This is a genomic window from Bermanella marisrubri, assembly GCF_012295615.1.
GTDB lineage: Bacteria > Pseudomonadota > Gammaproteobacteria > Pseudomonadales > Oceanobacteraceae > Bermanella > Bermanella marisrubri.
In genome coordinates this window covers 79,112-103,065 of sequence record NZ_CP051183.1, presented here as the reverse complement: position 1 = coordinate 103,065, position 23,954 = coordinate 79,112, and the positions used below count along the sequence as shown (strand labels likewise).

Sequence of the window (23,954 nt, the reverse complement as noted above, 5' to 3'; positions counted from 1 at the left end):
TTACAGCTGACCGTATTTAGAACGCAAACGATGACGAACCGTTTCCGCAATGGTATTGAAAATAAATGTGAATAAGAACAACACAAAACCTGTTAGGAATAGAATACGATAGTGAGTACTGCCCACCGCCGACTCTGGAATTTCAACGGCAATGTTGGCTGCCAAAGTACGCATACCTTCGAAAATATTTATATCCGTGATCGGAGTATTACCAGTGGCCATGAGTACGATCATGGTTTCACCTACTGCGCGTCCTAGGCCAATCATTAACGCAGAAAAAATACCTGGGCTTGCTGTGGGTAATACAACTTTCACCATGGTTTGCCAAGGTGTTGCACCCAACGCCAACGAGCCATAACTCAGTGACTTTGGCACACTGAATATGGCGTCTTCTGCAATCGAGAAAATGGTTGGAATAACGGCAAAACCCATGGCTAAACCAACAATCAATGCGTTACGTTGACTGAAGTCCACACCCAAATCATTGTTTAACCATTGCGTCATGGAACCACCAAAGAACCACATTTCAAACGTGGGGCTTACTTCAATGGCAAACCAAACGCTAAGAATGATGACAGGAATGAGCGGTAAGGCATCCCAGCCATCAGGTAAGCTGTGGCGAATCTTTGCTGGTAGATTCACCCACATAAAACCAAACGCCAGCATGGCCATGGGCATAATTACCAACATAGCAAATATGCCGAGCAAGTTATTTTCGATAAACGGTGCTAACGCTAAACCCGCTAAGAAACCCAAGATTACCGTAGGCAATGCTTCCATTAGTTCGATGATAGGCTTAACTTTTCTACGCATGGCTGGGGCCATGAAGTAAGCGGTATAGACTGCACCGGCAATGGCGAGCGGCGCGGCCAAAAGCATGGCATAAAAAGCACCTTTTAATGTACCAAACGCAAGCGGTACTAAAGAATATTTTGGTTCAAAGTCACTGGATGAAGAAGAGCTCTGCCAAGTGTATTCTGGCTCTTCGTAACCTTCATACCAGACTTCATCCCACATGGATTTCCAAGAAATTTCTGGATGCGGGTTGTCTACTTTGAAATGAACGATTCGACCGTCTTTGGTTTCTACCAATAAGTCTTTCGCTCGTGGACTAATGGTCAGTGTATTCACCTCGCCATCAACTAGATCTTCATCTAATAAATTGCGATGGGCTGTGCTGTGGAAAATAGCAATGCGGCCATCATTACCTGCAACAAAAAATCCTTTGCGGCGTTGTTCTGTAGACATGGCTACAACAGTTTGTGCTTCGGTATCGAATGTACGAATACGCTGTAGACGTTTTTGGTTATCTTCACCACGCACCATAAACCATTGGCTAACATCACCTTTATTCGTGCCTACCAATAGAGAGTTCTCACCCAGTAACATAGACAACTGTGTAATCTCACCGTGATCACTTAAGTTAACGGTTTGCTCGAGCGTTTCGCTACGCAAATTAATCACGTGCAATAAGCGATTGTCAGCCAATACAAACATCCAGTTCATGGCTTGATCCACTTCGATCTGATTAATGGTGCCAGACATCATGGGTAAATTAACGGACTCGCGCTCTAAAACAATGTCGCCACTCAAAAAGTCTTCTTCTTTTGTATAGCGAACGACTTTCGGCGCACCACTTTCATCTAACGCGCTAATAAGAATGGCGCTATCACTATCGCGAATGGAAATATATTTAATAGCACGGCCATCATCAAAAACCGTTAACGGTTCCTGGCCATAAGGATAATCAATGCGAGGGATGATAGTACGATTGGTATTTTCATCATACTTTAATCGGTAATTGTGTTTGGCCAACAATACTTGGCCTTGATCATTGGCAAACGCCATTTTGCGCGACGCTGGCGTATTCAAATCGAAACTAGTAACGTTGCCAGAAAGCGGGACATGTTCGCTTTTGATCAACCTGCCATCTTCTACTCGGAAGAAGGTCAAATCACCGCCTTTTTGGACACGCAGTGCTACTTCTGCCTGCTCTTCCATTGCAAGCATCACAGTTTCTTGTGCTTGAGATCCTGGCAAACTGTATTCATTAAGCTTTTTCACATCCGCAGGTACGAACATGGGAGCCACTTCATAAAGCAAATAAAAGAAAATCAGCAGGACTGCACCAATGATGCTGACGCCACCTAAGCCGATACTCCAGCTGGCGAGCTTATCTTTGACTGCTCGTCTAAGCCGGTAACGCTTAAGCGCCGGCGTATCAAAATTCAATTCAGGTGTAGAAGGTCTACTCATGGCTCCATCACACTTTTTTGGTTCGCGTTAATAAATGCAAACGCATTGTACCTATTTGATTGAGACAAACACGGACTAAACTCTTGTTGGCACATTAAGAGTTTGTGACTGCGGTCTATCTCATATTGTTTGCACACAAACGGGGAGCCAAGGCTCCCCGCTCTGCTTCATCCTGTTGATTACAGGTCAAGCTGCTTCATTGTGCGCTCTACTACTTTCGCTGGTAGTGGAATGTAGCCATCTTTAGCAACAATTTTCTGACCTTGTTGAGAAAGAACAAGCTTCAAGAACTCACGTTCTAGCGGCTGTAATTTTTCGTTTGGTTTCTTGTTTACATAAGTGTAAAGGAAACGAGACAATGGATAAGCACCTGTCACTGCATTCTCAGGCGTTGCTTCGATGAACTGACCACCTTTCTTAGAAAGCGGCACAGCACGTACACTTGAAGTGGTGTAACCCATACCAGAATAACCTACACCGTTCAGTGAAGAAGAAACCGCTTGTACAACAGATGCAGAACCCGGCTGCTCTTTCACAGTGTTTTTGAAGTCACCTTTACATAGCGCTTTCTTCTTGAAGTAGCCATAAGTACCGGAAACCGAGTTACGACCGTAAAGTTCGATTTTCTTACTGCTCCATACACCAGTCAGGCCAGCATCACCCCAAGTATCGAAGCCTTTGGCTAGGCCACACTTGCGGGTAGAAGAGAAGATGGCATCGACTTCTGCCATGGTTAGACCCTTAACTGGGTTGTCTTTGTTTACGAAAACCGCGAGGGCATCAATGGCAACAGGAACTGCTGTTGGCTTGTAACCAAATTTGTTTTCGAAAGCTTCAATTTCTTTGTCTTTCATCTTACGGCTCATAGGACCAACGTGTGCCGTACCTTCGGTTAGCGCTGGTGGCGCAGTAGAAGAACCCGCTGCTTGAATCTGGATGTTAACGTTCGGGTACTGACGCTTAAATTCTTCAGCCCATAGCGTCATCATGTTAGCTAGGGTATCGGAACCCACACTTGAGAAGTTACCGCTAACACCGCTTGATTTGGTGTATTCAGGGATGTCTTTATCCACTTCGATAGCGGCTGCGTTGAGGCTTAGTGCGCTAGCAACTAGGCCCATTGCTGCGAACAATTTGTTCAATTTCATAGTCTCTCTCCTAAGGGAGTAAAATGTATTTATCAACGCTAGCCAATATATTTCACTAATGTGACATTAATGTTACAGCCTGTCATATAATTCAAATTTATCCAGTTTTTCGCGCAAAGCCTTATGATTGTTGGGCTTGCGTCCTTTTGCTCAGCACCAATAGCTGGGTATAATCGCGCCAAAATTACAAAAAGATGAAATAATTCATGTCTTCCCTACTGACGCTATGTCGTGAAATAACCGAGCGCACCGGTCTCATCACCCGCTACTTAGGTGGTATTTTGGTGTTAATTACTTTTTTAGTCGTTCTTTTGCGCTATGGCTTCAACTACGCACCTATTGCTTTACAAGAAACCATGACTTATCTTCACGCTGCGCTATTTATGCTGGGTGCAGCCTATACGCTTAAGCACAATGGTCATGTACGCGTTGACGTCTTCTACCAAAACATGTCGGTTCGCAAACAAGCTTGGGTGAATATATTCGGGACCCTGTTTTTATTATTCCCTACCTGTTTATTTGTGCTCATCATTTGTTGGCCATATGTTGCCGATAGCTGGTCCATACAAGAACGCAGTATCGAAGGCAGCGGCCTGCCGTTTCTTTATCTGTTGAAAACACTGCTAATCCTGCAACCCCTACTACTCATGATTCAAGGCGTGGCCATCATCATTGAAAATGGGGTCAAACTTACGCAAACAAAACCAGTTCAGAATGAGGGAGGCCAATAATGGAATTCATGCCTCTGATTATGTTCGCTGTGGTTTGCCTAGTATTGATGCTGGGCTATCCGGTGGCATTTACTCTCTCAGGTGTTGCTTTAATCTTCGCTTTCATCGGGACTAGCACTGGGCAATTTGACTCTGCGTTTTTAGAAGCTGTGCCGAATCGCCTCTTCGGCATTATGAGTAATCAGATACTCATTGCAGTACCTTTATTTGTATTTATGGGCGTCATGCTAGAAAAAAGCCGTATTGCAGAAAACTTATTGCGCACCATGGGCGGTTTATTTGGCAATGTCCGCGGTGGCTTGGCAATTTCAGTCATCATAGTGGGCATGTTGTTGGCTGCCAGTACCGGCATCATAGGTGCCACTGTCGTGACCATGGGACTCATCACTTTGCCTACCATGTTGCAAAGCCGCTATAACCCAGCTCTCGCCACGGGTACTATTTGCGCCACTGGCACACTAGGTCAAATTATTCCGCCTTCAATGGCATTAATTCTTTTAGCTGACGTACTTTCTAGCAGCTACCAAGAAGCGCAATTGCAAATGGGAATATTCAACCCTGAATCCATTAGTGTGGCTGACCTGTTTATGGGTGCTTTAATACCCGGGTTAGTGCTGGTCGGGTGCTACATGGCTTATGTATTAGTGGTCGCTTGGTGGAAACCCGAAATGGCTCCCGCCATGGAGCAATCGGATCAAAAAATTCGTGCATTCGACGTCATCAAACAAATCGCGCCTCCTATTATTCTGATCATTACTGTTTTAGGCAGTATTCTGACTGGAATAGCAACGCCGACAGAAGCGGCCGGCGTTGGTGCAATGGGCTCTTTGATACTCGCTTGGCTGAATCAGTCTCTTAATTGGCAACAAATTAAAGAAACACTAGATAGCACATTAAACGTGACCAGTATGGTGTTCTTAATTTTCTTTGGTGCCGCCATATTCTCATTGGTATTCCGCGGCTATGGCGGCGACGATTTGATCGAAGAGATGTTCACCAATATGCCTGGTGGTGTCTTTGGAGCAACGTTAGTTGTCATGCTGGTGATCTTCTTATTGGGCTTCATTCTAGACTTTATAGAAATCACCTTTGTTGTGGTGCCCATTATTGCTCCCGTATTGTTGGCCATGGGAGTAGATCCTATTTGGTTAGGTATCATGATCGCGGTTAATTTACAGACCAGTTTCTTAACTCCGCCATTCGGCTTCGCTCTGTTTTATTTAAGAGGTGTGGCCGGTGATAGCGTCAGAAGCCAAGACATCTATAAAGGCATATTGCCCTTTATTGCATTACAGCTTCTATTACTGGTCCTGCTCGCGATTTGGCCTGAGTTAGCCACTTGGTTACCTGATCAAGTTTATGGCTAGTTTTTGCGTTGGTTCATGGGTCAATGCAGAGCTATGTCGTAAAACAGAGTTTTTGACTGACAGATGCTTGTATTCATTGACCATTGCGGGTACAAAGCCCGCACATGATCACCTATAAAAACAAAACACATGACTGATTTTACAGAAGATACACCCTTGCCAAACGGGCGCTTAACCTTGCGACTAGTGCCCACGCCTGCCGATACCAATGCCAGTGGCGACGTAAGCGGTGGCTGGGTTCTAAATAAAATGGATATGGCCGCGGAAGATACCGCACGTATGATCGCGAAAGGTCGTGTCACCATGGTAGCGACAGAAAGTACAACTTTTTTATCACCAGTTAAAGCAGGCCATGCCATTTGCTGTTACACCAAAGTCACTGAAATTGGTCGCAGCTCCATTCGAATTCAAGTAGAAGTGTGGAGTCAAAATACGTTTTATGACGAGCTGACAAAAGTCAGTGAATCCACGTTTGTTTATGTCGCCATGGACGAGAATGGGCGCATTCGCCCTGTACCGGATGCCTAAACAATAAAACTGACAACATCAGCATTGATTGGGTGATACTAGTCCCAACTGCAATCTTTGCTGATGAAAATCCTGCTTAGCGAGCGTAATCTGCGCTTGCAGATGCTGTTCCGAATCTTTCAGTAATTCAAGCATTGAATGATTTTCTAACGCTTGTCCTGCTTGCTCATGCCATAATTGCGTATACGTGAAATAATTAACCAGCCACTGAGCTTTGGGTTTATCACTTTGCATTAGTTTTGAAAGATATACCCGGGCTAATAAGTTAAGGCCATAAATTTTGCCATGGAATGCCGCTTGCTCGGCCCAATGAACACCAAGCGCAAATACTTGCTGCTGATCATATGAATGGAAATAGCGATCAACGCTTTTTTCGATACGAGTAAAGTACGTCGCATCCTGTTCTTGATAAGTCTTATCTCGCACAAACCCTTGATTTGGTAATACACGATCAAACGCCAACTGTGCCACTCGAAGCATGGCAATAGCGTCACCATGTTCTGCTAGGCTTAGCAATTCAGACAAATTCAGTGTATTTTTTTCTCGCCAACTATTTGCAAGGCCACTTTGATACTGCTCATCGTATGGTGCACCCCATTGGGATGAATCCATTTCGTTAGCGACAAGACTGCAGCTAGCAATGATATTGGATTCCGTTTGTGGATTATGTTCTTTGGAATGCGCATTGAGTGACGAGAATACTTTCTCATGACGTATTTCATCGGACGAGTTTTCGATCAACTGTGGCTTTTGCATGGCAAACCATGCAAAAGCCGAGCTGATCAGCAATATTAAAGCAACGAGCTTCATATTAGTTTGAACTTAGTCGACAAGCCTGACCAAAAGTAAAATCGTCTGCAGCCTGACGCCATTCATCACCACAGTCACGATCGAATGCACCGCCAAACTCAACATCGTAAAACGCGCACATGTCATGATCTAAACAGTCTTTAGTATAAAAGCCAGCTCCATTATCACTGCCGCAACCTTCACCGCAGCGACCTAAACAGCCAGTATCAAAGCTCGGATTTGCCGGAGTCCCAGGAATACTTTTTGTCGCTTGTACCCACTGAGATTGATTTGCATTGGATCGATCGCCCCATTCAGCCTTCACCCATTGATCGTCACTCAAGCAAGTTATTCCTTCGTTTCGACCATCTGCTATAGATAGACTGGAAAACACAAGTGTCATTGCTAGTAAAATAATCGATTTCATATTTTGAGCCTCTTATTCTTATTGTATCCGTATGGCGCTATTCATAATGAATCACGCCATAACATTCAGAGACTAGGCCTCGAAGGCTTTAAAGTAGAGGTCAAAATAGGGAAAAGAAGGTTAAAACAACCGTCAAATTAACTGAAGGTGAATCTTTTCTGCCAGAGCGCATTGAACCCTAAAGGTGGATTAGAATGACTGTGCTCCAAATCAGCACAATAATTGCCAACGTTGTACGGTAGCTCCTTAAAGTGAGCCAATTGTAAATTTGCAGAGATAGCACAAGAAAATAAGTCACTTAAAGTGTATTGAAACCAATAATTAGGTCTGGCTTGGTATTTCTTGTTTGTAAAGTAATCCAATCCATTTTCGTCCTTAACCGGCTCTTTATCGAAATACGAATACGCAAGATAAGAGGGTTCTGCCTGCTCAAACATGTTTAACACAGGATGAATTTCTTCCATGACCACATGACCATTATCTACTAGAAGACGCTGACAAATATCGAAAAATATAGATAAATCCGGCATCCAATTTATGACCCCTACGGTTACGAGCACGATATCAAACCGACCAAAGAGATCTTCTGGTAATTCATAAATGTCAGATTGAATAAACTCAATTTGAGCGTGCTCGGTACTGCAGCACAATTCTCGAGCTTGCTTTATAAACTCAAAGCTGCCATCTACACCCAAGCAATAACCAGAACCTTTATTTTTAAGCGACAAAAGATCAATACCATTATTACAACAAATCTGAATGATAGATTTACCCGCAACATCTAGAGTATCTAATAGTTTATTGAAATCAGAATTGAGGTTATTGAAATCTGGCCGGCAGACTCTATCGGCTAAGTCTTTATTAATTGAATGATGGATTGATGCAGCCTCATCCCAAGAGGCCAAATTTTGCCGCGTATAAAATTGAATAGACTTACGATTCAAGGCACATTCCTTTGTACGTAGAGACTTGTTCTTAAACAAAAATTGAATAACTATGGCAAAGTAATCCATGAAACTTTGCCGTAGTTATAGCGTCATCAAATTAATTGCGCGCGTTTAAGTAAGCTTGCTCAGTTATCGTATGATATTCCTGAACATTGTCTTTAAACGTTTTAAACGACTCATAAGCCTTTTTCGCTAATGGATCTTTAGCCGCTACTTCTTTCAGTACTTCGTCGGAAATCACTTTGAGTTTATTAAGAACCTCATCGGGATAGGCACGTAGTTGTACGCCATGGGTTTCGACCAGTTCTTTAAGTGCTTGATTATTGCGAGCGGTATACTCATCTAGCATGTCTTGGTTGGTCGCACGACTGGCGACACGCACAATGGCTTGTAAATCTTTTGGAAGTGCTTCAAATGCATCTTTATTGACCATGAATTCCAACATAGAACCGGGCTCATGCCAGCCAGGATAGTAATAATATTTAGCCGCTTTATGTAAACCAAATGCTAAATCATTGTATGGACCCACCCACTCGGTGGCATCAATGGCGCCGGTCTGTAATGCGGTAAATAATTCTGCGCCAGGCAAGGTGACAGGCGTACCGCCAGCCCGTTCTAAAACTTCACCTCCAAGGCCAGGCATACGCATTTTCAAACCGTCTAAGTCTTCAATGCTGTTGATCTCTTTATTAAACCAGCCACCCATTTGTACGCCAGTATTGCCGCCAGCCAGGGGAATCAAATTAAATGGCTCGTAAACCTCTTTCCAAATCTCCATGCCGCCACCATAGTGAATCCAAGCATGCATTTCTTGCGCATTTAAGCCAAACGGAACACTTGTAAAAAACTGAGCAGCCGGGCTTTTACCTTTCCAATAATAAGCACCACTATGACCCATCTCAGCCGTACCACGACTGACCGCATCAAACACTTCAAGAGCAGGCACCAGTTGACCCGCACCATAGACTTTGATTTTTAATCGACCGGCGGAAAGCTCTTCCACACGATCAGCAAAGCGCTCAGGACCCGTTCCTAAACCGGGAAAATTTTTTGGCCAACTGGTCACCAGCTTCCATTCAAAGGTTTGCTGTGGTGCACTGGCTTGACCTTGCTGCGTCGCTTGCTCGGCATTATTACCGCAAGCGCTAAGCAAGCTCGTTAGTAACAACGATGCAAATATTTTTATTTTCATGGCCACCTCTATTTTAAGTTAATTCATCTAATTTTTTCATTGCATCCATCGCACCTAAGGGATGTTCAGCAGTTGAATCTGCAGCAGATTCTGAATTATTTCGTGTTTTTACTGGTAAAGAAACGATACGAGCCATGGCTTGATAAGGAAAGCCTGCATTGAAACCCACGCCACCAACCGGCTTCCAACCTTTATTGAGATACTCTGTAACTCTTTTTTCCAACTGAGGTAAACCTTCTGGACCACTAACTACCTTGTATTCAGCTTTTTTCATCGTACTACCTTAAATCTACATCCACTGTTTTAAAATCTATCGTCCCGTATTCTGTATACTAAACAGATCCAAAGGGTTAAAGAAGCGTTATTGAGGAAGCCTAGGCGCGGCAAAAACCAAACTGAGCGAGGCGCGTAGCAGCGCTACGTAACGAGTTCAGTTTGGTTTTTAACAAAGCATAGGCGACGCAAATAGCTTCTTAAAGATCCATGGGGCGAAGGTTTGCGTAAGCCGCCACCAACCACTTAGTCCCATCAAAGTCGAAGGATACTTGCACTCGAGCCTGCGCACCTTGGCCTTCCATATCTAACACAGTGCCTTCACCAAACTTCGCATGCCACACTTGCTGACCTATTTTCAGTCCAGTGGCTTCTTGTGCGCTCTCCACACTAAATTGTTGGCTGACTGGCTTACTCACTGTGGCTTTTAGACGCACTTCTTCGATGGTGTCGTGAGGTATCTCTCGAATGAATCGTGACGGTGAGGCGAAGTTTTCCTGACCATACATGCGGCGACTTTCGGCATAGCAAATGTAGAGTTTTTCCATGGCGCGGGTGATACCCACATAGCATAGTCGTCGCTCTTCTTCTAATCGATTGGGATCGTCCGCCGACATTTTATGGGGAAATAATCCCTCTTCTAAACCGGCCATAAACACCACAGGAAATTCCAAACCTTTGGCGCTGTGCAGCGTCATCATTTGAACACTGTCTTCAAATTCATCCGCTTGTGCATCGCCTGCATCTAGCGCCGCTTGATCTAAAAATGCGGCAAGCGGCGACGCGTATTCCACATCCACTGGCTCGCCGTTTTCATCCACCGCTTCTATATCATCGGGATCGAAGGTTTTAGCCGCATTAACTAGTTCTTCTAAGTTTTCAATACGAGCTTGAGCTTTTTCACCCTTTTCTTTCATATGATGTTCAATCAAACCGGATGTTTGAATCACATGATCCACTTGTTCATGGAGTTCGATGCTTTGACAAGTGACTTCCATTTCATCAATCAAGCTTTCAAACTTTTGCAATGCCGTGGTCGCTCGCGCTGCCAATAGGTCTTTTCGGATGGCTTGTTCCAGTGCCTGCCATAAAGAGGTGCCGTGTTCACGGGCATATTGACGTAACGTCTCTACTGTTTTCTCACCAATGGCACGGGCGGGAACGTTGATCACTCGCTCTAAAGACGCATCGTCGTGTCGGTTTTGCAGTAAGCGCAAATACGCCATGGCATTCTTAATTTCTAAACGTTCATAGAATCGCTGCCCACCATAAATACGATAGGGTAAACCGGCACGAATAAACGCTTCTTCCAAAACCCGAGATTGCGCGTTGGAACGATAAAGCACGGCCATATCTTGGTATGTGCGATCATTATTTTTAAAGTGGCTTTCCACCTGGTCAACAATAAAGCGGGCTTCATCTTGTTCATTGAACGCGGCATACAAGGCGATTGGCTCACCCTGATCCCCTTCGGTCCAAAGGTTTTTGCCTAGGCGCGTTGGGTTGTTATCAATCACGGAATTGGCGGCTTTCAGAATGTTGCCTGTGGAGCGATAGTTTTGCTCTAGCTTAATCTCTTGTGCGCCGGCAAAGTCTTTGCTGAATTGCTGAATATTTTCAATGCGAGCGCCGCGCCATCCATAAATACTTTGGTCATCATCACCCACGGCCATAACCGGAATTGCATTGCCTGCCAATACTCGTAACCAAGCATATTGAATGGTATTGGTATCCTGAAACTCGTCCACCAAAATATAGCGGAAGCGTTGTTGATATTGAGTGAGTAAGCTTGGGTTGTTGAGCCACAATTCATGAGCCCGAAATAACAACTCAGCAAAATCTACCAGACCAGCACGTTGGCAAGCTTCTTCGTAGGCACTATAAATGGTGACCATAGTTTGTGCCCATTGATCCCCGAAAGGCTGAATATGTTGTGGTCTCAGGCCTTCATCTTTTTGTGCGTTGATATACCATTGAGCCTGCTTGGGTTGGTACACCTCTTCATCAATATTTAAACCACGCACGATACGCTTGATCAAACGCAATTGATCGTCGCTATCCATGACTTGGAAATTCTCAGATAGATTTGCTTGCTTCCAATGAGTTCTCAATAAGCGGTGAGCCAAGGAGTGAAAAGTCCCAATCCATAAATGCTTTGGACTAATTCCCGTGAGTTCTTCTACTCGACTGCGCATTTCTTTGGCGGCTTTATTGGTAAAGGTCACCGCCATAATCGAACTAGGGCTTATGTGTTCAATCTGCATCAGCCAAGCAATGCGATGGACTAGCACTCGAGTTTTACCCGAGCCAGCACCAGCCAGAACCAATTGGTGATTTAAAGGAGAAGCAACGGCTTCGCGCTGTGGCGGGTTTAACCCGTCTAACAATTCAGTAACATCCATGGCGCGCATTTTAGCAAAGCCGAGTTCACAATACCGCCTATTTTTACCTTAAGGCGTACGGTGCTTTGGGCTATACTGCCTGTAAATAAGTAATAACAGACTAATTCTTGTGCCCCACCGCAATTCGCTAATCGATCGCATTCAAAAAGCCATGTCGCAGATGCGTAAATCTGAGGTCAAAGTAGCTCAATACGTGTTGCAAAATATGGATGCCGTTTTGGACATGCGCATTGTGGATTTAGCCCAAGAAGCGCAAGTGAGCGAACCAACGATTGTGCGTTTCTGTCGAGCATTAGACTTGAACGGGTTCCAAGCGTTTAAGCTGCGTTTGGCACAAAGCCTGACCCAGCATCATAGTCTTGGCCAATTTGCTATTGCCCCTGACGATACCAGCGCGGAAATCATCAATAAGGTATTTGATACCAGTATGAATCAAATGATTCGTGCCAAACAGCAATTGGATGCAGATCAGATGACCCATGCTGTTTCTGCATTAATGCGGTCTCGCCGAGTCGAGTTTTATGGGTTTGGTGCCTCTGGTGCAGTGGCGATGGATGCGATGCATAAGTTTTTTCGTTTGGAATTTAGCGCAGTGGCCTACAGTGATCCGCACATGCAAAGCATGTCTGCTGTTACCTTAGAAGAAGACGATGTTGTCGTTGCGATTAGTCAAAGCGGCCGCACCAAGGATCTATTGCACGCTATGGAATTAGCTAAACAACAAGGGGCACACGTGATAAGCCTAAGCCCACCTAACTCTCCGGTAGCCCAGTTAGCCGATCTGCCTATCGACGTGCATATCAATGAGGATACCGATGTGTTTACTCCGATGACGTCAAGAATTGTCCACTTAATGGTGATTGACTGCCTAGCAGTAGGTGTTGCTCAGCGCAAAGGGCCTGAGTTTGAAGAACACCTTAGCCGGATAAAAGGCAGCATTGCTGATCTCAGACTAAATGAGCAAGACAGCTAAACCCTCCCGTTATTCGGTTGTTTCAATCGAATAAAATTTGCCCTCGGCTAACAAAACCTAATGCAATGCACCCGTTTTAATTGTTGCCAATTTGTAGGTTTCTTGTCATTCTAATGTCACCTTTGACAATAACAATAAAAGCTGAGAGCAAACTCAGTGGATCAAAAGGGGATGACCATGGAAACAGCAGAAGCTTTAGACGCAGGTACGCAGAATGATGAGCTAGTCAACTTCGACAGTGAAGGAAATCTAGTGGTATCAAAACATAACGAAGCCTCAGCAAAACTCGTAGCACGACGCGCCATCGAAGCCCATCTAGAACGCAAAAAACTGCATCTCGACGACTATTGGGACGATTTAGAAGACTAATCGACCAATAAAAAGGCCACTGAAACGAGTGGCCTTTTGTATTTTTGAACCTGCTAAATCACTTAGCTGGCTTGTAGCTGTCGCCTCAGACTTGCCAATACCGTTTTGCTATCGGGAGCAACGCCGCGCCACAATTCAAAGCTAACCGCAGCCTGCTCTACCAACATACCCAATCCATCAATGAGTGTTTTAGCCCCTTGCTCGCTGGCCCACACTAAAAAGGCGGTAGGCTCTTTACCATACATCATGTCGTAAACTACTGTTTCTTCACTAATGATACTGCCTGGCACCGGTGGTAAATCACCATTTAAGCTGGCACTGGTTCCGTTAACAATGACATCAAAAGGCGCTTCATCTGCAAGCTGAGTAAACTCTTTCGCTGCGATCGGACCCAAGTCTTTAAACTCATCCGCTAACTGCTGAGCCTTACCGAAAGTTCGATTAACAATCACCAATTCTGACGGTTGTTCCTGTAAAAAAGGCTGAAGAATACCGCGGACTGCGCCGCCTGCTCCAATCACTAATACTCTTTTATTAGTCAGGGGCGTTGATTGGTTTCGGGTTAAATCCTTTACTAAACCGGCACCATCAGTGTTGTCACCCAAAATGCTGCCTTCAGATGTGAGTATCAAAGTATTTACCGCTTGCGCCTTTTGCGCGCGCGCGGTCAGTTCATCGGCTAACTGAAATGCTTCCTCCTTGAACGGCACTGTGACATTTAAACCTTTACCACTGCCTTTACCTTTAAAGAAATCTTTCACCGCCGCAGGAAATCCATCTGTGGGTACAAGTATGGCGCTGTAGACCAGTGGCTGATCTGTTTGCTCTGCGAAAGCACTATGTATCTGAGGGCTTTTACTGTGGTTAATGGGGTTTCCCATCACCGCATAGAGATCTGTCATGGTTTATAGCCAGTCCTTTTTTATCAAAAAGTCAGTGTATAGTTTTGATTCTGGGCTACCGTCTTTTGGCTGCCAGTTGTAATCCCAATGCACCACTGGTGGCAATGACATCAATATCGATTCTGTGCGACCGCCCGTTTGCAAGCCGAATATGGTGCCGCGGTCCTGTACCAGATTGAATTCAACGTAGCGACCTCTACGGTAGCATTGGAACTTGCGCTCTTGCTCGTCAAAGTCAGTATTTTTCCGTTTAGCTATAATGGGGCGATAAGCCTTAATATAGTGATCCCCCACGCTGCGCATAAAGGCAAAGCTATTCTCGAAGTCTCCGTCATTTAAATCATCAAAGAACAAGCCACCCACACCACGAGGCTCTTGGCGGTGCTTAATATAAAAATAGTCATCGCACCAATTTTTGTACTTCTCATACAAATCATTTCCAAAAGGATCACACGCTTGCTTGGCGGTTTGGTGCCAATACCGAACATCCTCTTCAAATCCGTAATAAGGTGTCAGATCGAAACCACCACCAAACCACCATACCGGTTCTTCGCCTTCTTTCTCGGCAATAAAAAAGCGTACGTTGGCATGACTAGTTGGAACATAAGGGTTATGCGGATGGATTACCAAACTGACACCCATGGCCTGAAAACTGCGACCGGCTAACTCAGGGCGATTGGCCGTGGCACTGGCAGGCAAGGTTTTGCCATGAACATGACTAAAGTTAACCCCGCCTTTTTCAATGACATTGCCATTTTCAATAACACGACTTCGGCCACCGCCGCCCTCTTCCCGTGTCCAACTTTCTTCGCGAAACTCAGTTCCGCCGTCTTCTTCGGATAACTGCCGGCAAATGTCATCCTGAAGAGCTAATAAGTATTGCTTAACTGCTTCTATATTCACGAATATTCCTATTAACGTAGTTGCCTGCCTGAGGCCAAATCAATGATATGACTCGGCCCGGGAAACAAGCCCACCGGACCATCAAGAATAAAATCTAGCTCATGACCTAAAACACGGCGCGCTTGAACCGCTGAGCGCACCGTTGGCTGACCTGAATAATTTGCTGAAGTAGACACAATAGGCCCACCAAAATATTTACACAAGGCTTGCACCCTAGGGTGTGGACTAACTCGAATGGCCACCGTAGAGAATCGCCCATGCACTAATGGCTGAACTCTGTTCTTATGCGGCACCAAGAAAGTATAAGGGCCGGGCCAAAGTGATTCTAACTTGGCCCGTTGCTGTTCATTTATTTCATTTAAAAGAAAATCAAACTGCCCAATATTCCCAGCCACTAATATCAATCCTTTGTGTTGATCTCTTTTTTTAATGCTGACAATGCGCTGCAAGGCTGCGGGGTCCCAAGGATCACACCCCAATCCCCAAACGGTCTCGGTTGGATAGGCGATGACACCAGAGTGCTGCAGTACTTTGCTTGCTTGATAGGTAGGCCAGTGCATGAATATTCTTTAGCAATTGGAAGCGCGCAAGGTACAACTTGCCGCGCTGGGTTTCAAGCCCAGCTTAAAGAGAGTCATATTCCGGTTGACGGAAAAACAAGCCCTGCTCATTGGTTACCCACATGTTCAATTCCATGTCCAATAATAGTTCGTTGAGTTTAGACACAGATAAGCCTGTATGCTGTATCAATTGCTCCATACCCACGCCACCCTGATCTAAGAATCGATACACTTGGTAATGCTCTGGCTGCATACCCTCTGGAATTTCTCTACTGACTTTCGGCTTAGAATTATGGCTATCATTTGCTAGCATCAAGGTAATATTTTGCGTTTGACGTATTTGCCCTTGTAGATCCAACAGTATTTGATCTGGACTTTCAACCAAGGTTGCACCCTGCCGGATCAAATAGTGACAGCCTGATTTTTGTACATTGCTTAGATTACCAGGTATGGCAAATACTTCCCGATTTTGTTCTAAGGCTTGGCGAGCAGTGATAAGTGAACCGCTCATCAAGTGGGCTTCAATCACAAGCACACCCAAACTTAACCCGCTCACAATACGATTGCGCTTTGGAAAATGGCCTGCTGATGGTCGCGTGTGCAAAGCAAATTCACTAACCAATGCCCCTTTCTGACATATCTGCTCTGCCAGCTCAGCATTCTCCTTTGGGTAAATGTGATTAAGCCCAGATCCAAGCACAGCAATTGTCGCAGCGTCCGCGTCCAGTGCACCTTGATGAGCTTGAGTATCAATGCCTCTTGCCAGCCCACTGGTAACCACCACACCTGAGTTAGCAAGACCGACTGCAAACTCATAGGCCTCATGACGCCCTTGGAAGCTTGGGTGTCGACTCCCCACTATCGCTACTTGAGCAGCAAGCAAGCTATCCAATTGTCCTTTAACCATCAACATAGTCGGTGGTGTTGCAATGTGGCCTAAACGATCTGGATAGGCTTCACTCACTGGCGTAACAATGTGATGATTATCCGCGCTCTGTTGCCAATCCAAAGTCTGTTCTAACGTTTTACTGAAAGGATTCCTCAGACCGTCCATTAAAAGCTGTGTACGTTTTAAGCTAATACCCAATTGTCGGAACGCTTGCTCATCCCATTGATGGACATAATCTAATCCGTCGGCACAATGAATCAAACTTAACGTTTGAATACCGATGCCTTTGATACAGCTTAGGGCTAAATAGTTTTGCTCACTTCGCTTCAAGTTGGAAAAATAATCAGACATAAAAAAACCGCCTCGTAGGGCGGTTTAGTTTAAACAGACCAATAGCAGATGTTATCAGTCAAAGGTTGGAATTGTTGATTATGGCGTACGGACGCTATCACCGATTTCTAGCGGGCGCTTAGCTCGCAAGATCAAACCGTAACTCACTTTATCGAATACACGGAATAGCATCATTAAACCAGCACGCTCAGACGGCAACTGTACTTTTTGACGTGTTACTCGATCTACGATCTGCTCGCCTTCTTTGTAAACTGCTAAAACATTACCTTCTTTTAAACCGTCGCGATCACCTTGATTTACAACAACCACATTGTACTGACCGATCTGTGTTACCCCGCCCAATACCGCAATCATACGGCCAAAAATGCCATCAGGCGGAGAGCTCGGAATAAAGTTGGCAACGACTTGTCGGTCGTCTGTGGACAATAATCGGTCTCCGATCATGACTTCTTCTCGAGTAGACGCCAAATCAACCGTCGCAACATCACCGTTAAAACTTTGCACAGATCCAGCACCAATTTCTCTAGCTTCACGACCTAAAACCTCAGACGTATCAGGATCAACAAATACTTGTCCTTTGCGGTAAATACCATATCCCACTTCCGGTTCTTCACCCTCAAAACCGCGTGCATACACTTTACCGCCGCCGCCAGCGATAATTCGGTTATCATCTCCAGCAACTACATAGGGAGCCTCTTCCAATTGCTTACTGGTGACAATACGACTATTGGTCATAAAGCTTGAGATCGCTGTCATTGGAATCGGAGGAATAGCCGATGCCAGTTCGGTGACCCGAGTGGTAGGAGATAAACGTACTACCTCTCGTGCAGCCGGAGAACGCTCTTTCACTGTTACTTTGATATCTTGTACTTCGCCGTTTGCACCCTGACCAAGGTAAACAAGACCAATCACATCACCAGGATAAATTAGATGAGGATTTTCAATTTGCTCATTCACTTGCCAAATTTCTGGCCATAGCCATGGATCATCCAAGAATTTGTTGGATATGCCCCAGAGGGTGTCCCCTTCTTGCACAACGTATTCTTCAGGGTGTCCGTTCTTTAATTGCACGGCATGAGCCACTCCAGCCAATGCCAATAACAGCATTAGCAAAGAAAGTGGTCTAAAAAAGGGTTTGAGCATGGGTTAATCCCTTATTTTTATTAAACTGAGGGCGGTAACTCGCCGCATCATTCGATATAATAGATTTATACAATATTAGCAGGGCCAATGCCCTGATGACTACTAAGGCATCACAAGTTTATGGCGATATTAGAAATTTTAGAATTCCCAGATACACGCTTGCGGACCATTGCCAAGCCAGTGGAAGAGGTCACGGATGCCCATCGCAAGCTTATCGATGATATGTTTGAAACCATGTACGACTGCCCAGGAATCGGTCTGGCGGCAACGCAAGTGAACGTTCATGAACAAATCATTGTTATGGATATTTCTGAAGATCGGAGTGAACCACATGTCTTCATCAATCCGAAGGTCACTGTTCTTGATGGAGAACCGGAAAAAATGCAAGAGGGTTGCCTAAGCGTTCCTGGTTTTTACGAAGACGTAGAGCGTATCGAGCATTGTAAAATCGAAGCGCTAGACCGCAACGGTCAACCATACGAGCTCGAAGCCCGCGGTTTACTGGCGGTGTGCATTCAGCACGAAATGGATCACCTTAACGGTAAGCTGTTCGTGGATTATTTATCCACCACAAAACGTGATCGAATCCGCAAGAAACTTGAAAAGCAGCATCGCTTAGCAGCTAAGCACGCTTAATCAGACCCAAAGCCCGGACGTCCGGGCTTATTTCATTTACAAGGATCTACCTTTGAAAGTCGTTTTTGCAGGCACCCCTGACTTTGCAGCGAGTCACCTTCAGGCGTTGCTCAATAACCACGTGGATGTCGTTGCGGTTTACACCCAGCCAGACCGCCCAGCTGGTCGTGGTAAGAAACTGACCCCAAGTCCGGTGAAACGTTTGGCTCTAGAGAACCAAATCCCTGTTTACCAACCTGAAAATTTCAAGCAGCAAGAAGACCGTGATGCGCTTTCGGCATTGCAACCAGATTTAATGGTTGTAGTAGCCTACGGCTTGCTGCTCCCACAGGCAGTATTGGACATCCCAAAACACGGATGCATCAATAGTCACGCATCCCTTCTTCCGCGCTGGCGTGGCGCAGCACCCATTCAACGAGCCATAGAAGCTGGCGATTCAGTTAGTGGCGTAACAGTTATGCAAATGGAGGCTGGTTTAGATACAGGTCCCATGATCAAGAAGGTAGAAACCCCGATTATGCCAAGCGACACAGGCGGTAGTTTGCATGATCGTTTAATGGAAATGGGAAGCCAAGCAGTCGTCGATGTGGTCGCGCAATTTGCCAACGGGCAAGTGGTAGCTGAAGTTCAAGATGACAGTCTAAGCTGCTATGCAAAAAAACTTACGAAGGATGAAGCACTCGTTGATTGGCGATCTTCTGCAGAAGAAGTTGCACGAAAAATACGGGCGTTCAATCCGTTCCCGTGCTGCTATACCTTACTAGGGGATCATCGAATTCGTTTGTTGCAGGCCCAAATTTTCCCACAAAATCACAACGCCTTGCCGGGTACCATCATGAGCATTAATAAGCAGGGCATCATGGTGGCTTGTGGGGAATTCGCCGTCGTGCTCGAAAAAATTCAGTTACCCAGTAAAAAACCCATGAATGTCGCAGATGTATTGAATGGTAAACACCCTTTCGAAGAACAATATGTCCTTGCGAGCGAGCAATAAATGAAGCCCTTGCACAACGTTCGTAGCATCGCTGCGGTTATCTTGTTAGGCGTCATTGACGAAAAGAAGAGTTTGAATACTCTACTGCCTTATCACTCTCGCGACTTATTGCCTGAGGATAAAGCCCAGTTGCAGAGCATCTGTTTTGGTGCCTGCCGACATTTTTTTAGCATTAATGCGCTAAGCAAAATGCTGTTGGATAAACCTCTTCCAGAAAAAGCTCGATTGACTCAGAGCTTACTGTGGATAGGTTTATACCAACTCGCTCACAGCCATATGCCAGAGCATGCAGCCATTCACCAGACAGTAGCCGCATGTGACAACTTAAAACAGACTCCCTTTAAAAAATTAATAAACGCTATTTTACGTCGCTTTCAGCGCGAAAAAGATCAGCTTCTTAACGATCTCAAAAGCAGTGACGTTCCCCATTACGAACACCCTAAATGGTTACTCAAGAAGCTAAAAAAAGATTGGCCTGAGCATTGGCAAAGTATTGCGCTAAATGCCAACCAGCAAGCCCCTATGACATTGAGAGTAAACACTCACAAACACAAATCAAGTGAGTACTTGCAAACTTTAGAGAATACAAAAATAGAAGCCCATAAAGGTAAGTTAGCAACCACTAGCCTATATTTAAAGCAACCTATTAACGTCTCTGAACTTCCAGGATTCTCACTTGGAAGTTGTAGTGTTCAGGATGAAGCGGCTCAGTTGGCAGCTCAGATAATGAAACCAAAAGAAGGTGAATTGATTCTGGACGCATGCTGTGCTCCCGGTGGAAAAACAGGCCACTTATTGGAAGCCAGCCAAGGACTAGCCAAGATCACTGCTTTAGACAGCGATGCCAAAAGGTTACAACGCGTACACGAAAATTTAGAGCGCTTGGGTTATACGGCAAAAGTATTGCAAGGAGAAGCTCAAGCGCCTGAAAATTGGTGGGATGGACAAGCATTCGACGGCATATTGCTTGACGTACCCTGTAGCGCAACAGGCGTCATTAGGCGACACCCTGACATCAAATTACTGCGTCAACGGGAAGATATTGATAACCTTGCGCAATTACAACAAGCGATACTAAGCAAAGCTTGGACTTTACTGAAACCCGGTGGTCGACTTCTTTATGCCACCTGCTCGGTCACCCAAGCCGAAAATCAAAACAATATAGAAGCATTTTTGCAAACCCATCCTGATAGCGAGCTAGTCCAGTTACACTTCAACACTGGTCTAGACACAAAATACGGATGGCAATTCTTTCCAGATAAAAATGCACAAGATGGTTTTTTCTATGCGCTCTTGCGCAAAGAAGCATAATTGCAGACAACGCTAAGTGAGAGATTAGGATGAAAATCATAATCCTGGGGGCTGGCCAAGTGGGGGGAACCTTGGCCGAGCATCTTGCCACAGAGGGCAATGACATTACTGTGGTGGATACTGATGCTGCGCGATTAAAAGAGCTGCAAAATCGTCTGGACATCCGCACTGTACGAGGAAAAGCCTCGTTCCCACATGTCTTGGAACAAGCCGGTGGTGACGATGCTGATATGTTAGTAGCGGTAACCAATAGCGACGAAGTCAATATGGTCGCTTGCCAAGTAGCCCACAGTGTTTTTCAAACCCCAACAAAAATCAGTCGTATCCGCGCCCAAGAATATACCCACTACGATCAGCTGTTTGGCAACCACGCCGTACCAATCGATGTATTCATCAGTCCAGAGTTAGTGGTAACCAACTACATCAAACGCCTGATAGAATTCCCTGGCACACTGCAAGTACTTGATTTTGCCAACAACAAAGCAAAACTCGTAGGTGTTAGAGCGTATTACGGCGGCCCACTAGTGGGTCAAGAATTACGTTATTTACGCGAGCATTTGAAAAGCGATGTGGATACTCGAGTCGCTGCGATTTATCGTCGCGGTCGTGCGATTTTGCCGCAGGCGGACACCATCATCGAAGTGGATGACGAAGTATTCTTTATCGCAGACAAACGCAATATTCGAACAGTAATGGCTGAGCTACGCCGAAGTGAAAAACCATATAAGAAAATCATCATTGCTGGCGGCGGGAACATTGGTGCGCGCTTAGCCCAGACATTAGAGCCGTTTTACAACGTTAAACTCATTGACCATAACCGAAATCGTTGTGAGCGTTTAAGTGAGAAGGTCAAAAGCAAAACGATTATCATAAATGGCAGCGCCACCGATAAAGAGCTTTTACTTGAAACCAACATAGAAAATGCTGATGTTTTCTGTGCATTAACCAATGACGATGAAGTAAATGTGATGTCTTCCATGCTGGCCAAACAATTAGGCGCGCGTAAAGTCATGACACTTATCAATAAAGCCCAGTACGTTGATCTGGTCCAAGGTCAAGGTATCGATATCGCAATCAGCCCAAGCCAAACCACAATTGGTAGCTTACTAACTCATGTTCGCCGTGGTGATGTAGCAAATGTACACAGCCTACGTCGCGGTGCAGCAGAGGCCATTGAAGCCATCGCCCATGGTGATCGCAATACCAGTAAAGTAGTCGGCCGTCGTTTAGATGAAATTGACTTGCCCGAAGGTACGACCATTGGTGCTATTGTGCGCCAAGACGAAGTATTGATCGCTCATGGTTACGTGGTCATCGAAAGCGACGATCATGTGATTCTTTTTGTGCTTGATAAAAAACGTATCCCAGAGGTGGAACGCTTATTCCAAGTGGAGTTAGGGTTCTTCTAATGCATCCAGCTATCATCTTTCGTGTTTTAGGTATTTTATTAATGGTATTTAGCATCGCGCTATTACCACCGATCATTACCAGTATCATCTATCAGGATGGCGCACTGGTTGCCTTTTTAGATGCCTTTGCCATTACCTTCGCTGCGGGCGCGCTTTGCTGGTATCCAGTGAGAAAACGCCAACAAGACCTGCGTACACGCGACGGCTTTATCGTTACTGTTATGTTCTGGTTAGTACTGGCCTTATCAGGCTCATTACCGCTCATGCTAGCGGAGCAACCAGGGCTAAACTTTACAGATGCCTTTTTTGAATCCATGTCTGGATGGACGACCACAGGTGCGACGTTAATCACTGGTATAGACCATCTGCCAGAATCCATTTTGCTTTACCGGCAGTTATTACAATGGCTTGGTGGTATGGGGATTATCGTCTTAGCTGTGGCTATTCTGCCTATGCTTGGTATTGGTGGCATGCAGCTATACCGAACCGAAACACCTGGCCCAATGAAAGACAGTAAGCTTACGCCACGTATTACCGAAACCGCTAAAACCCTATGGTACATCTATGCGTTCTTAACCGTATGTTGTGCCATCGGTTTTTGGTTTGGCGGAATGAGTTTATTCGATGCCATATGCCATGCATTCAGCACGGTCGCCATCGGTGGCTTTAGTACCCATGACGCAAGCATTGGTTACTTCGATAGTATTGCCATAGAAACCATTGCAGTCATCTTCATGTTAATCAGTTCGGTAAACTTTGCCCTTCACTTTTATGCGTGGCGTTTTCGATCTTTCAAACAATATTTAGCCGATGCGGAAGTACGAACTATTTTAACAGTGCTAACCATCGCGGGTGTCGTTACTTTCGCGGTGCTGACTGCTAGCAACACGTATGAAGCCAACGATGCACTTAGGTATGGTTTGTTTGAACTAGTGAGTATTGCCACTACCACAGGGTATGCCACGGCCGATTTCACCGCTTGGCCCATATTTTTGCCGTTTATGTTATTTTTCTTAGCATTTATGGGTGGATGTGCAGGCTCCACCGGCGGCGGTTTGAAGGTCATTCGGGTTCTTCTGATATACAAACAAGGCAGCCGCGAGGTCAAGCGATTAATACACCCTAACGCCATTATCCCAATTCGAATTGGCGGTCGTCCCGTCGACGACCGCGTTGTCGAGGCCGTTTGGGGCTTCTTTAGCGTTTATCTCATGTTGTATTTGATAATGACGCTCATTCTATTGGCCACAGGTTTAGATTTTGTCACCGCATTTTCAGCTGTGGGTGCCTGTATTAATAACCTTGGACCCGGCCTGGGAGGTGTAGCAGCCCACTATGGCGATATCAGCGATGTTGCGAAATGGACTCTGAGCTTTGCTATGATTTTGGGTCGTCTTGAGATCTTCACGTTATTAGTGTTGTTTACCTCGACCTTTTGGCGACAATAAAAAGGC

General features: G+C 45.3%; 23 protein-coding genes. 10 read left to right on the top strand and 13 right to left on the bottom strand.

Annotated features, from left to right (window positions below; all coding sequences use genetic code 11):
• Together HF888_RS00465 and HF888_RS00460 are read right to left on the bottom strand one after the other, a co-directional pair.
• Entirely contained in the window at nucleotides 1–2,256 is a 2,256-nt protein-coding gene (locus tag HF888_RS00465) for an ABC transporter permease subunit (protein ID WP_007018154.1), read from the bottom strand.
• 179 nt (nucleotides 2,257–2,435) lie between these two features.
• Nucleotides 2,436–3,404 carry a PstS family phosphate ABC transporter substrate-binding protein gene (locus tag HF888_RS00460; RefSeq protein WP_007018155.1) on the bottom strand — a complete coding sequence of 323 codons (969 nt, stop codon included), beginning with the start codon at nucleotides 3,402–3,404 and terminating at the stop codon, nucleotides 2,436–2,438.
• A 206-nt stretch (nucleotides 3,405–3,610) separates the two neighbouring features.
• Between HF888_RS00460 and HF888_RS00455 the strand changes: the two genes are divergently transcribed.
• From HF888_RS00455 to HF888_RS00445, 3 genes are all read left to right on the top strand, one after another.
• Entirely contained in the window at nucleotides 3,611–4,135 is a 525-nt protein-coding gene (locus HF888_RS00455; RefSeq protein ID WP_007018156.1) for a TRAP transporter small permease subunit, read from the top strand.
• The gene (locus HF888_RS00450; protein ID WP_040297818.1) at nucleotides 4,132–5,502 is read left to right on the top strand and encodes a TRAP transporter large permease; all 1,371 of its coding nucleotides are present in this window, start codon (nucleotides 4,132–4,134) and stop codon (nucleotides 5,500–5,502) included. The genes HF888_RS00455 and HF888_RS00450 overlap by 4 nt, the downstream gene beginning before the upstream one ends.
• A 129-nt stretch (nucleotides 5,503–5,631) precedes the next feature.
• On the top strand, nucleotides 5,632–6,030 hold the full coding sequence (locus tag HF888_RS00445) for an acyl-CoA thioesterase (RefSeq protein ID WP_007018158.1): 399 nt from the start codon (nucleotides 5,632–5,634) through the stop codon (nucleotides 6,028–6,030).
• Between the two features lie 18 nt (nucleotides 6,031–6,048).
• On the opposite strand, the gene HF888_RS00440 is transcribed toward HF888_RS00445, so the two are convergent.
• The 6 genes from HF888_RS00440 to uvrD form a co-directional block, all read right to left on the bottom strand.
• On the bottom strand, nucleotides 6,049–6,840 hold the full coding sequence (locus HF888_RS00440) for a hypothetical protein (protein WP_007018159.1): 792 nt from the start codon (nucleotides 6,838–6,840) through the stop codon (nucleotides 6,049–6,051).
• A 1-nt stretch (nucleotide 6,841) separates the two neighbouring features.
• Nucleotides 6,842–7,246 (bottom strand): DUF8213 domain-containing protein, encoded by a 405-nt coding sequence (locus HF888_RS00435; RefSeq protein WP_007018160.1) that lies wholly within the window; start codon nucleotides 7,244–7,246, stop codon nucleotides 6,842–6,844.
• A 137-nt stretch (nucleotides 7,247–7,383) separates the two neighbouring features.
• Entirely contained in the window at nucleotides 7,384–8,190 is an 807-nt protein-coding gene (locus HF888_RS00430; protein WP_207798125.1) for a class I SAM-dependent methyltransferase, read from the bottom strand.
• 100 nt (nucleotides 8,191–8,290) lie between these two features.
• On the bottom strand, nucleotides 8,291–9,385 hold the full coding sequence (locus tag HF888_RS00425) for a TRAP transporter substrate-binding protein (RefSeq protein ID WP_007018162.1): 1,095 nt from the start codon (nucleotides 9,383–9,385) through the stop codon (nucleotides 8,291–8,293).
• 13 nt (nucleotides 9,386–9,398) lie between these two features.
• Complete coding sequence (locus HF888_RS00420; protein WP_007018163.1) at nucleotides 9,399–9,659, bottom strand: DUF1737 domain-containing protein; 261 nt, start codon at nucleotides 9,657–9,659, stop codon at nucleotides 9,399–9,401.
• A gap of 199 nt (nucleotides 9,660–9,858) precedes the next feature.
• A complete protein-coding gene (uvrD, locus tag HF888_RS00415; RefSeq protein WP_040297878.1) occupies nucleotides 9,859–12,060 on the bottom strand; it encodes a DNA helicase II in 2,202 nt (733 codons plus the stop codon).
• A 109-nt stretch (nucleotides 12,061–12,169) separates the two neighbouring features.
• Here uvrD and hexR point away from each other — a divergent pair, with 109 nt between their 5' ends.
• Both hexR and HF888_RS00405 read left to right on the top strand, forming a co-directional pair.
• Nucleotides 12,170–13,033 carry a transcriptional regulator HexR gene (gene hexR / locus HF888_RS00410; RefSeq protein WP_040297821.1) on the top strand — a complete coding sequence of 288 codons (864 nt, stop codon included), beginning with the start codon at nucleotides 12,170–12,172 and terminating at the stop codon, nucleotides 13,031–13,033.
• Between the two features lie 177 nt (nucleotides 13,034–13,210).
• A complete protein-coding gene (locus HF888_RS00405; protein ID WP_007018166.1) occupies nucleotides 13,211–13,402 on the top strand; it encodes a PA3496 family putative envelope integrity protein in 192 nt (63 codons plus the stop codon).
• Between the two features lie 62 nt (nucleotides 13,403–13,464).
• On the opposite strand, the gene aroE is transcribed toward HF888_RS00405, so the two are convergent.
• From aroE to HF888_RS00380, 5 genes are all read right to left on the bottom strand, one after another.
• Entirely contained in the window at nucleotides 13,465–14,304 is an 840-nt protein-coding gene (gene aroE / locus HF888_RS00400) for a shikimate dehydrogenase (RefSeq protein ID WP_007018167.1), read from the bottom strand.
• A 3-nt stretch (nucleotides 14,305–14,307) separates the two neighbouring features.
• Nucleotides 14,308–15,207 (bottom strand): oxygen-dependent coproporphyrinogen oxidase, encoded by a 900-nt coding sequence (hemF, locus tag HF888_RS00395; RefSeq protein ID WP_007018168.1) that lies wholly within the window; start codon nucleotides 15,205–15,207, stop codon nucleotides 14,308–14,310.
• Between the two features lie 11 nt (nucleotides 15,208–15,218).
• The gene (gene tsaC, locus HF888_RS00390; protein ID WP_007018169.1) at nucleotides 15,219–15,767 is read right to left on the bottom strand and encodes an L-threonylcarbamoyladenylate synthase type 1 TsaC; all 549 of its coding nucleotides are present in this window, start codon (nucleotides 15,765–15,767) and stop codon (nucleotides 15,219–15,221) included.
• A gap of 64 nt (nucleotides 15,768–15,831) precedes the next feature.
• Nucleotides 15,832–17,007: a DNA-processing protein DprA gene (dprA, locus tag HF888_RS00385; RefSeq protein WP_007018170.1), complete on the bottom strand. Its 1,176-nt coding sequence runs from the start codon at nucleotides 17,005–17,007 to the stop codon at nucleotides 15,832–15,834.
• A 78-nt stretch (nucleotides 17,008–17,085) separates the two neighbouring features.
• Entirely contained in the window at nucleotides 17,086–18,150 is a 1,065-nt protein-coding gene (locus HF888_RS00380; protein WP_007018171.1) for a LysM peptidoglycan-binding domain-containing protein, read from the bottom strand.
• Between the two features lie 120 nt (nucleotides 18,151–18,270).
• Between HF888_RS00380 and def the strand changes: the two genes are divergently transcribed.
• Genes def through HF888_RS00355 form a run of 5 tightly spaced genes read left to right on the top strand, consistent with a single transcriptional unit; the run spans nucleotide 18,271 to nucleotide 23,948 of the window.
• Nucleotides 18,271–18,786: a peptide deformylase gene (gene def / locus HF888_RS00375; protein WP_007018172.1), complete on the top strand. Its 516-nt coding sequence runs from the start codon at nucleotides 18,271–18,273 to the stop codon at nucleotides 18,784–18,786.
• Nucleotides 18,787–18,838: 52 nt separating this feature from the next.
• Nucleotides 18,839–19,780, top strand: a complete 942-nt coding sequence (gene fmt / locus HF888_RS00370) for a methionyl-tRNA formyltransferase (RefSeq protein ID WP_007018173.1) — start codon at nucleotides 18,839–18,841, stop codon at nucleotides 19,778–19,780.
• On the top strand, nucleotides 19,781–21,091 hold the full coding sequence (gene rsmB / locus HF888_RS00365; RefSeq protein ID WP_168367023.1) for a 16S rRNA (cytosine(967)-C(5))-methyltransferase RsmB: 1,311 nt from the start codon (nucleotides 19,781–19,783) through the stop codon (nucleotides 21,089–21,091).
• A 29-nt stretch (nucleotides 21,092–21,120) separates the two neighbouring features.
• Complete coding sequence (trkA, locus tag HF888_RS00360; protein ID WP_007019269.1) at nucleotides 21,121–22,500, top strand: Trk system potassium transporter TrkA; 1,380 nt, start codon at nucleotides 21,121–21,123, stop codon at nucleotides 22,498–22,500.
• Nucleotides 22,500–23,948 carry a TrkH family potassium uptake protein gene (locus HF888_RS00355; RefSeq protein WP_007019268.1) on the top strand — a complete coding sequence of 483 codons (1,449 nt, stop codon included), beginning with the start codon at nucleotides 22,500–22,502 and terminating at the stop codon, nucleotides 23,946–23,948. The genes trkA and HF888_RS00355 overlap by 1 nt, the downstream gene beginning before the upstream one ends.
• Nucleotides 23,949–23,954: the final 6 nt, after the last annotated feature.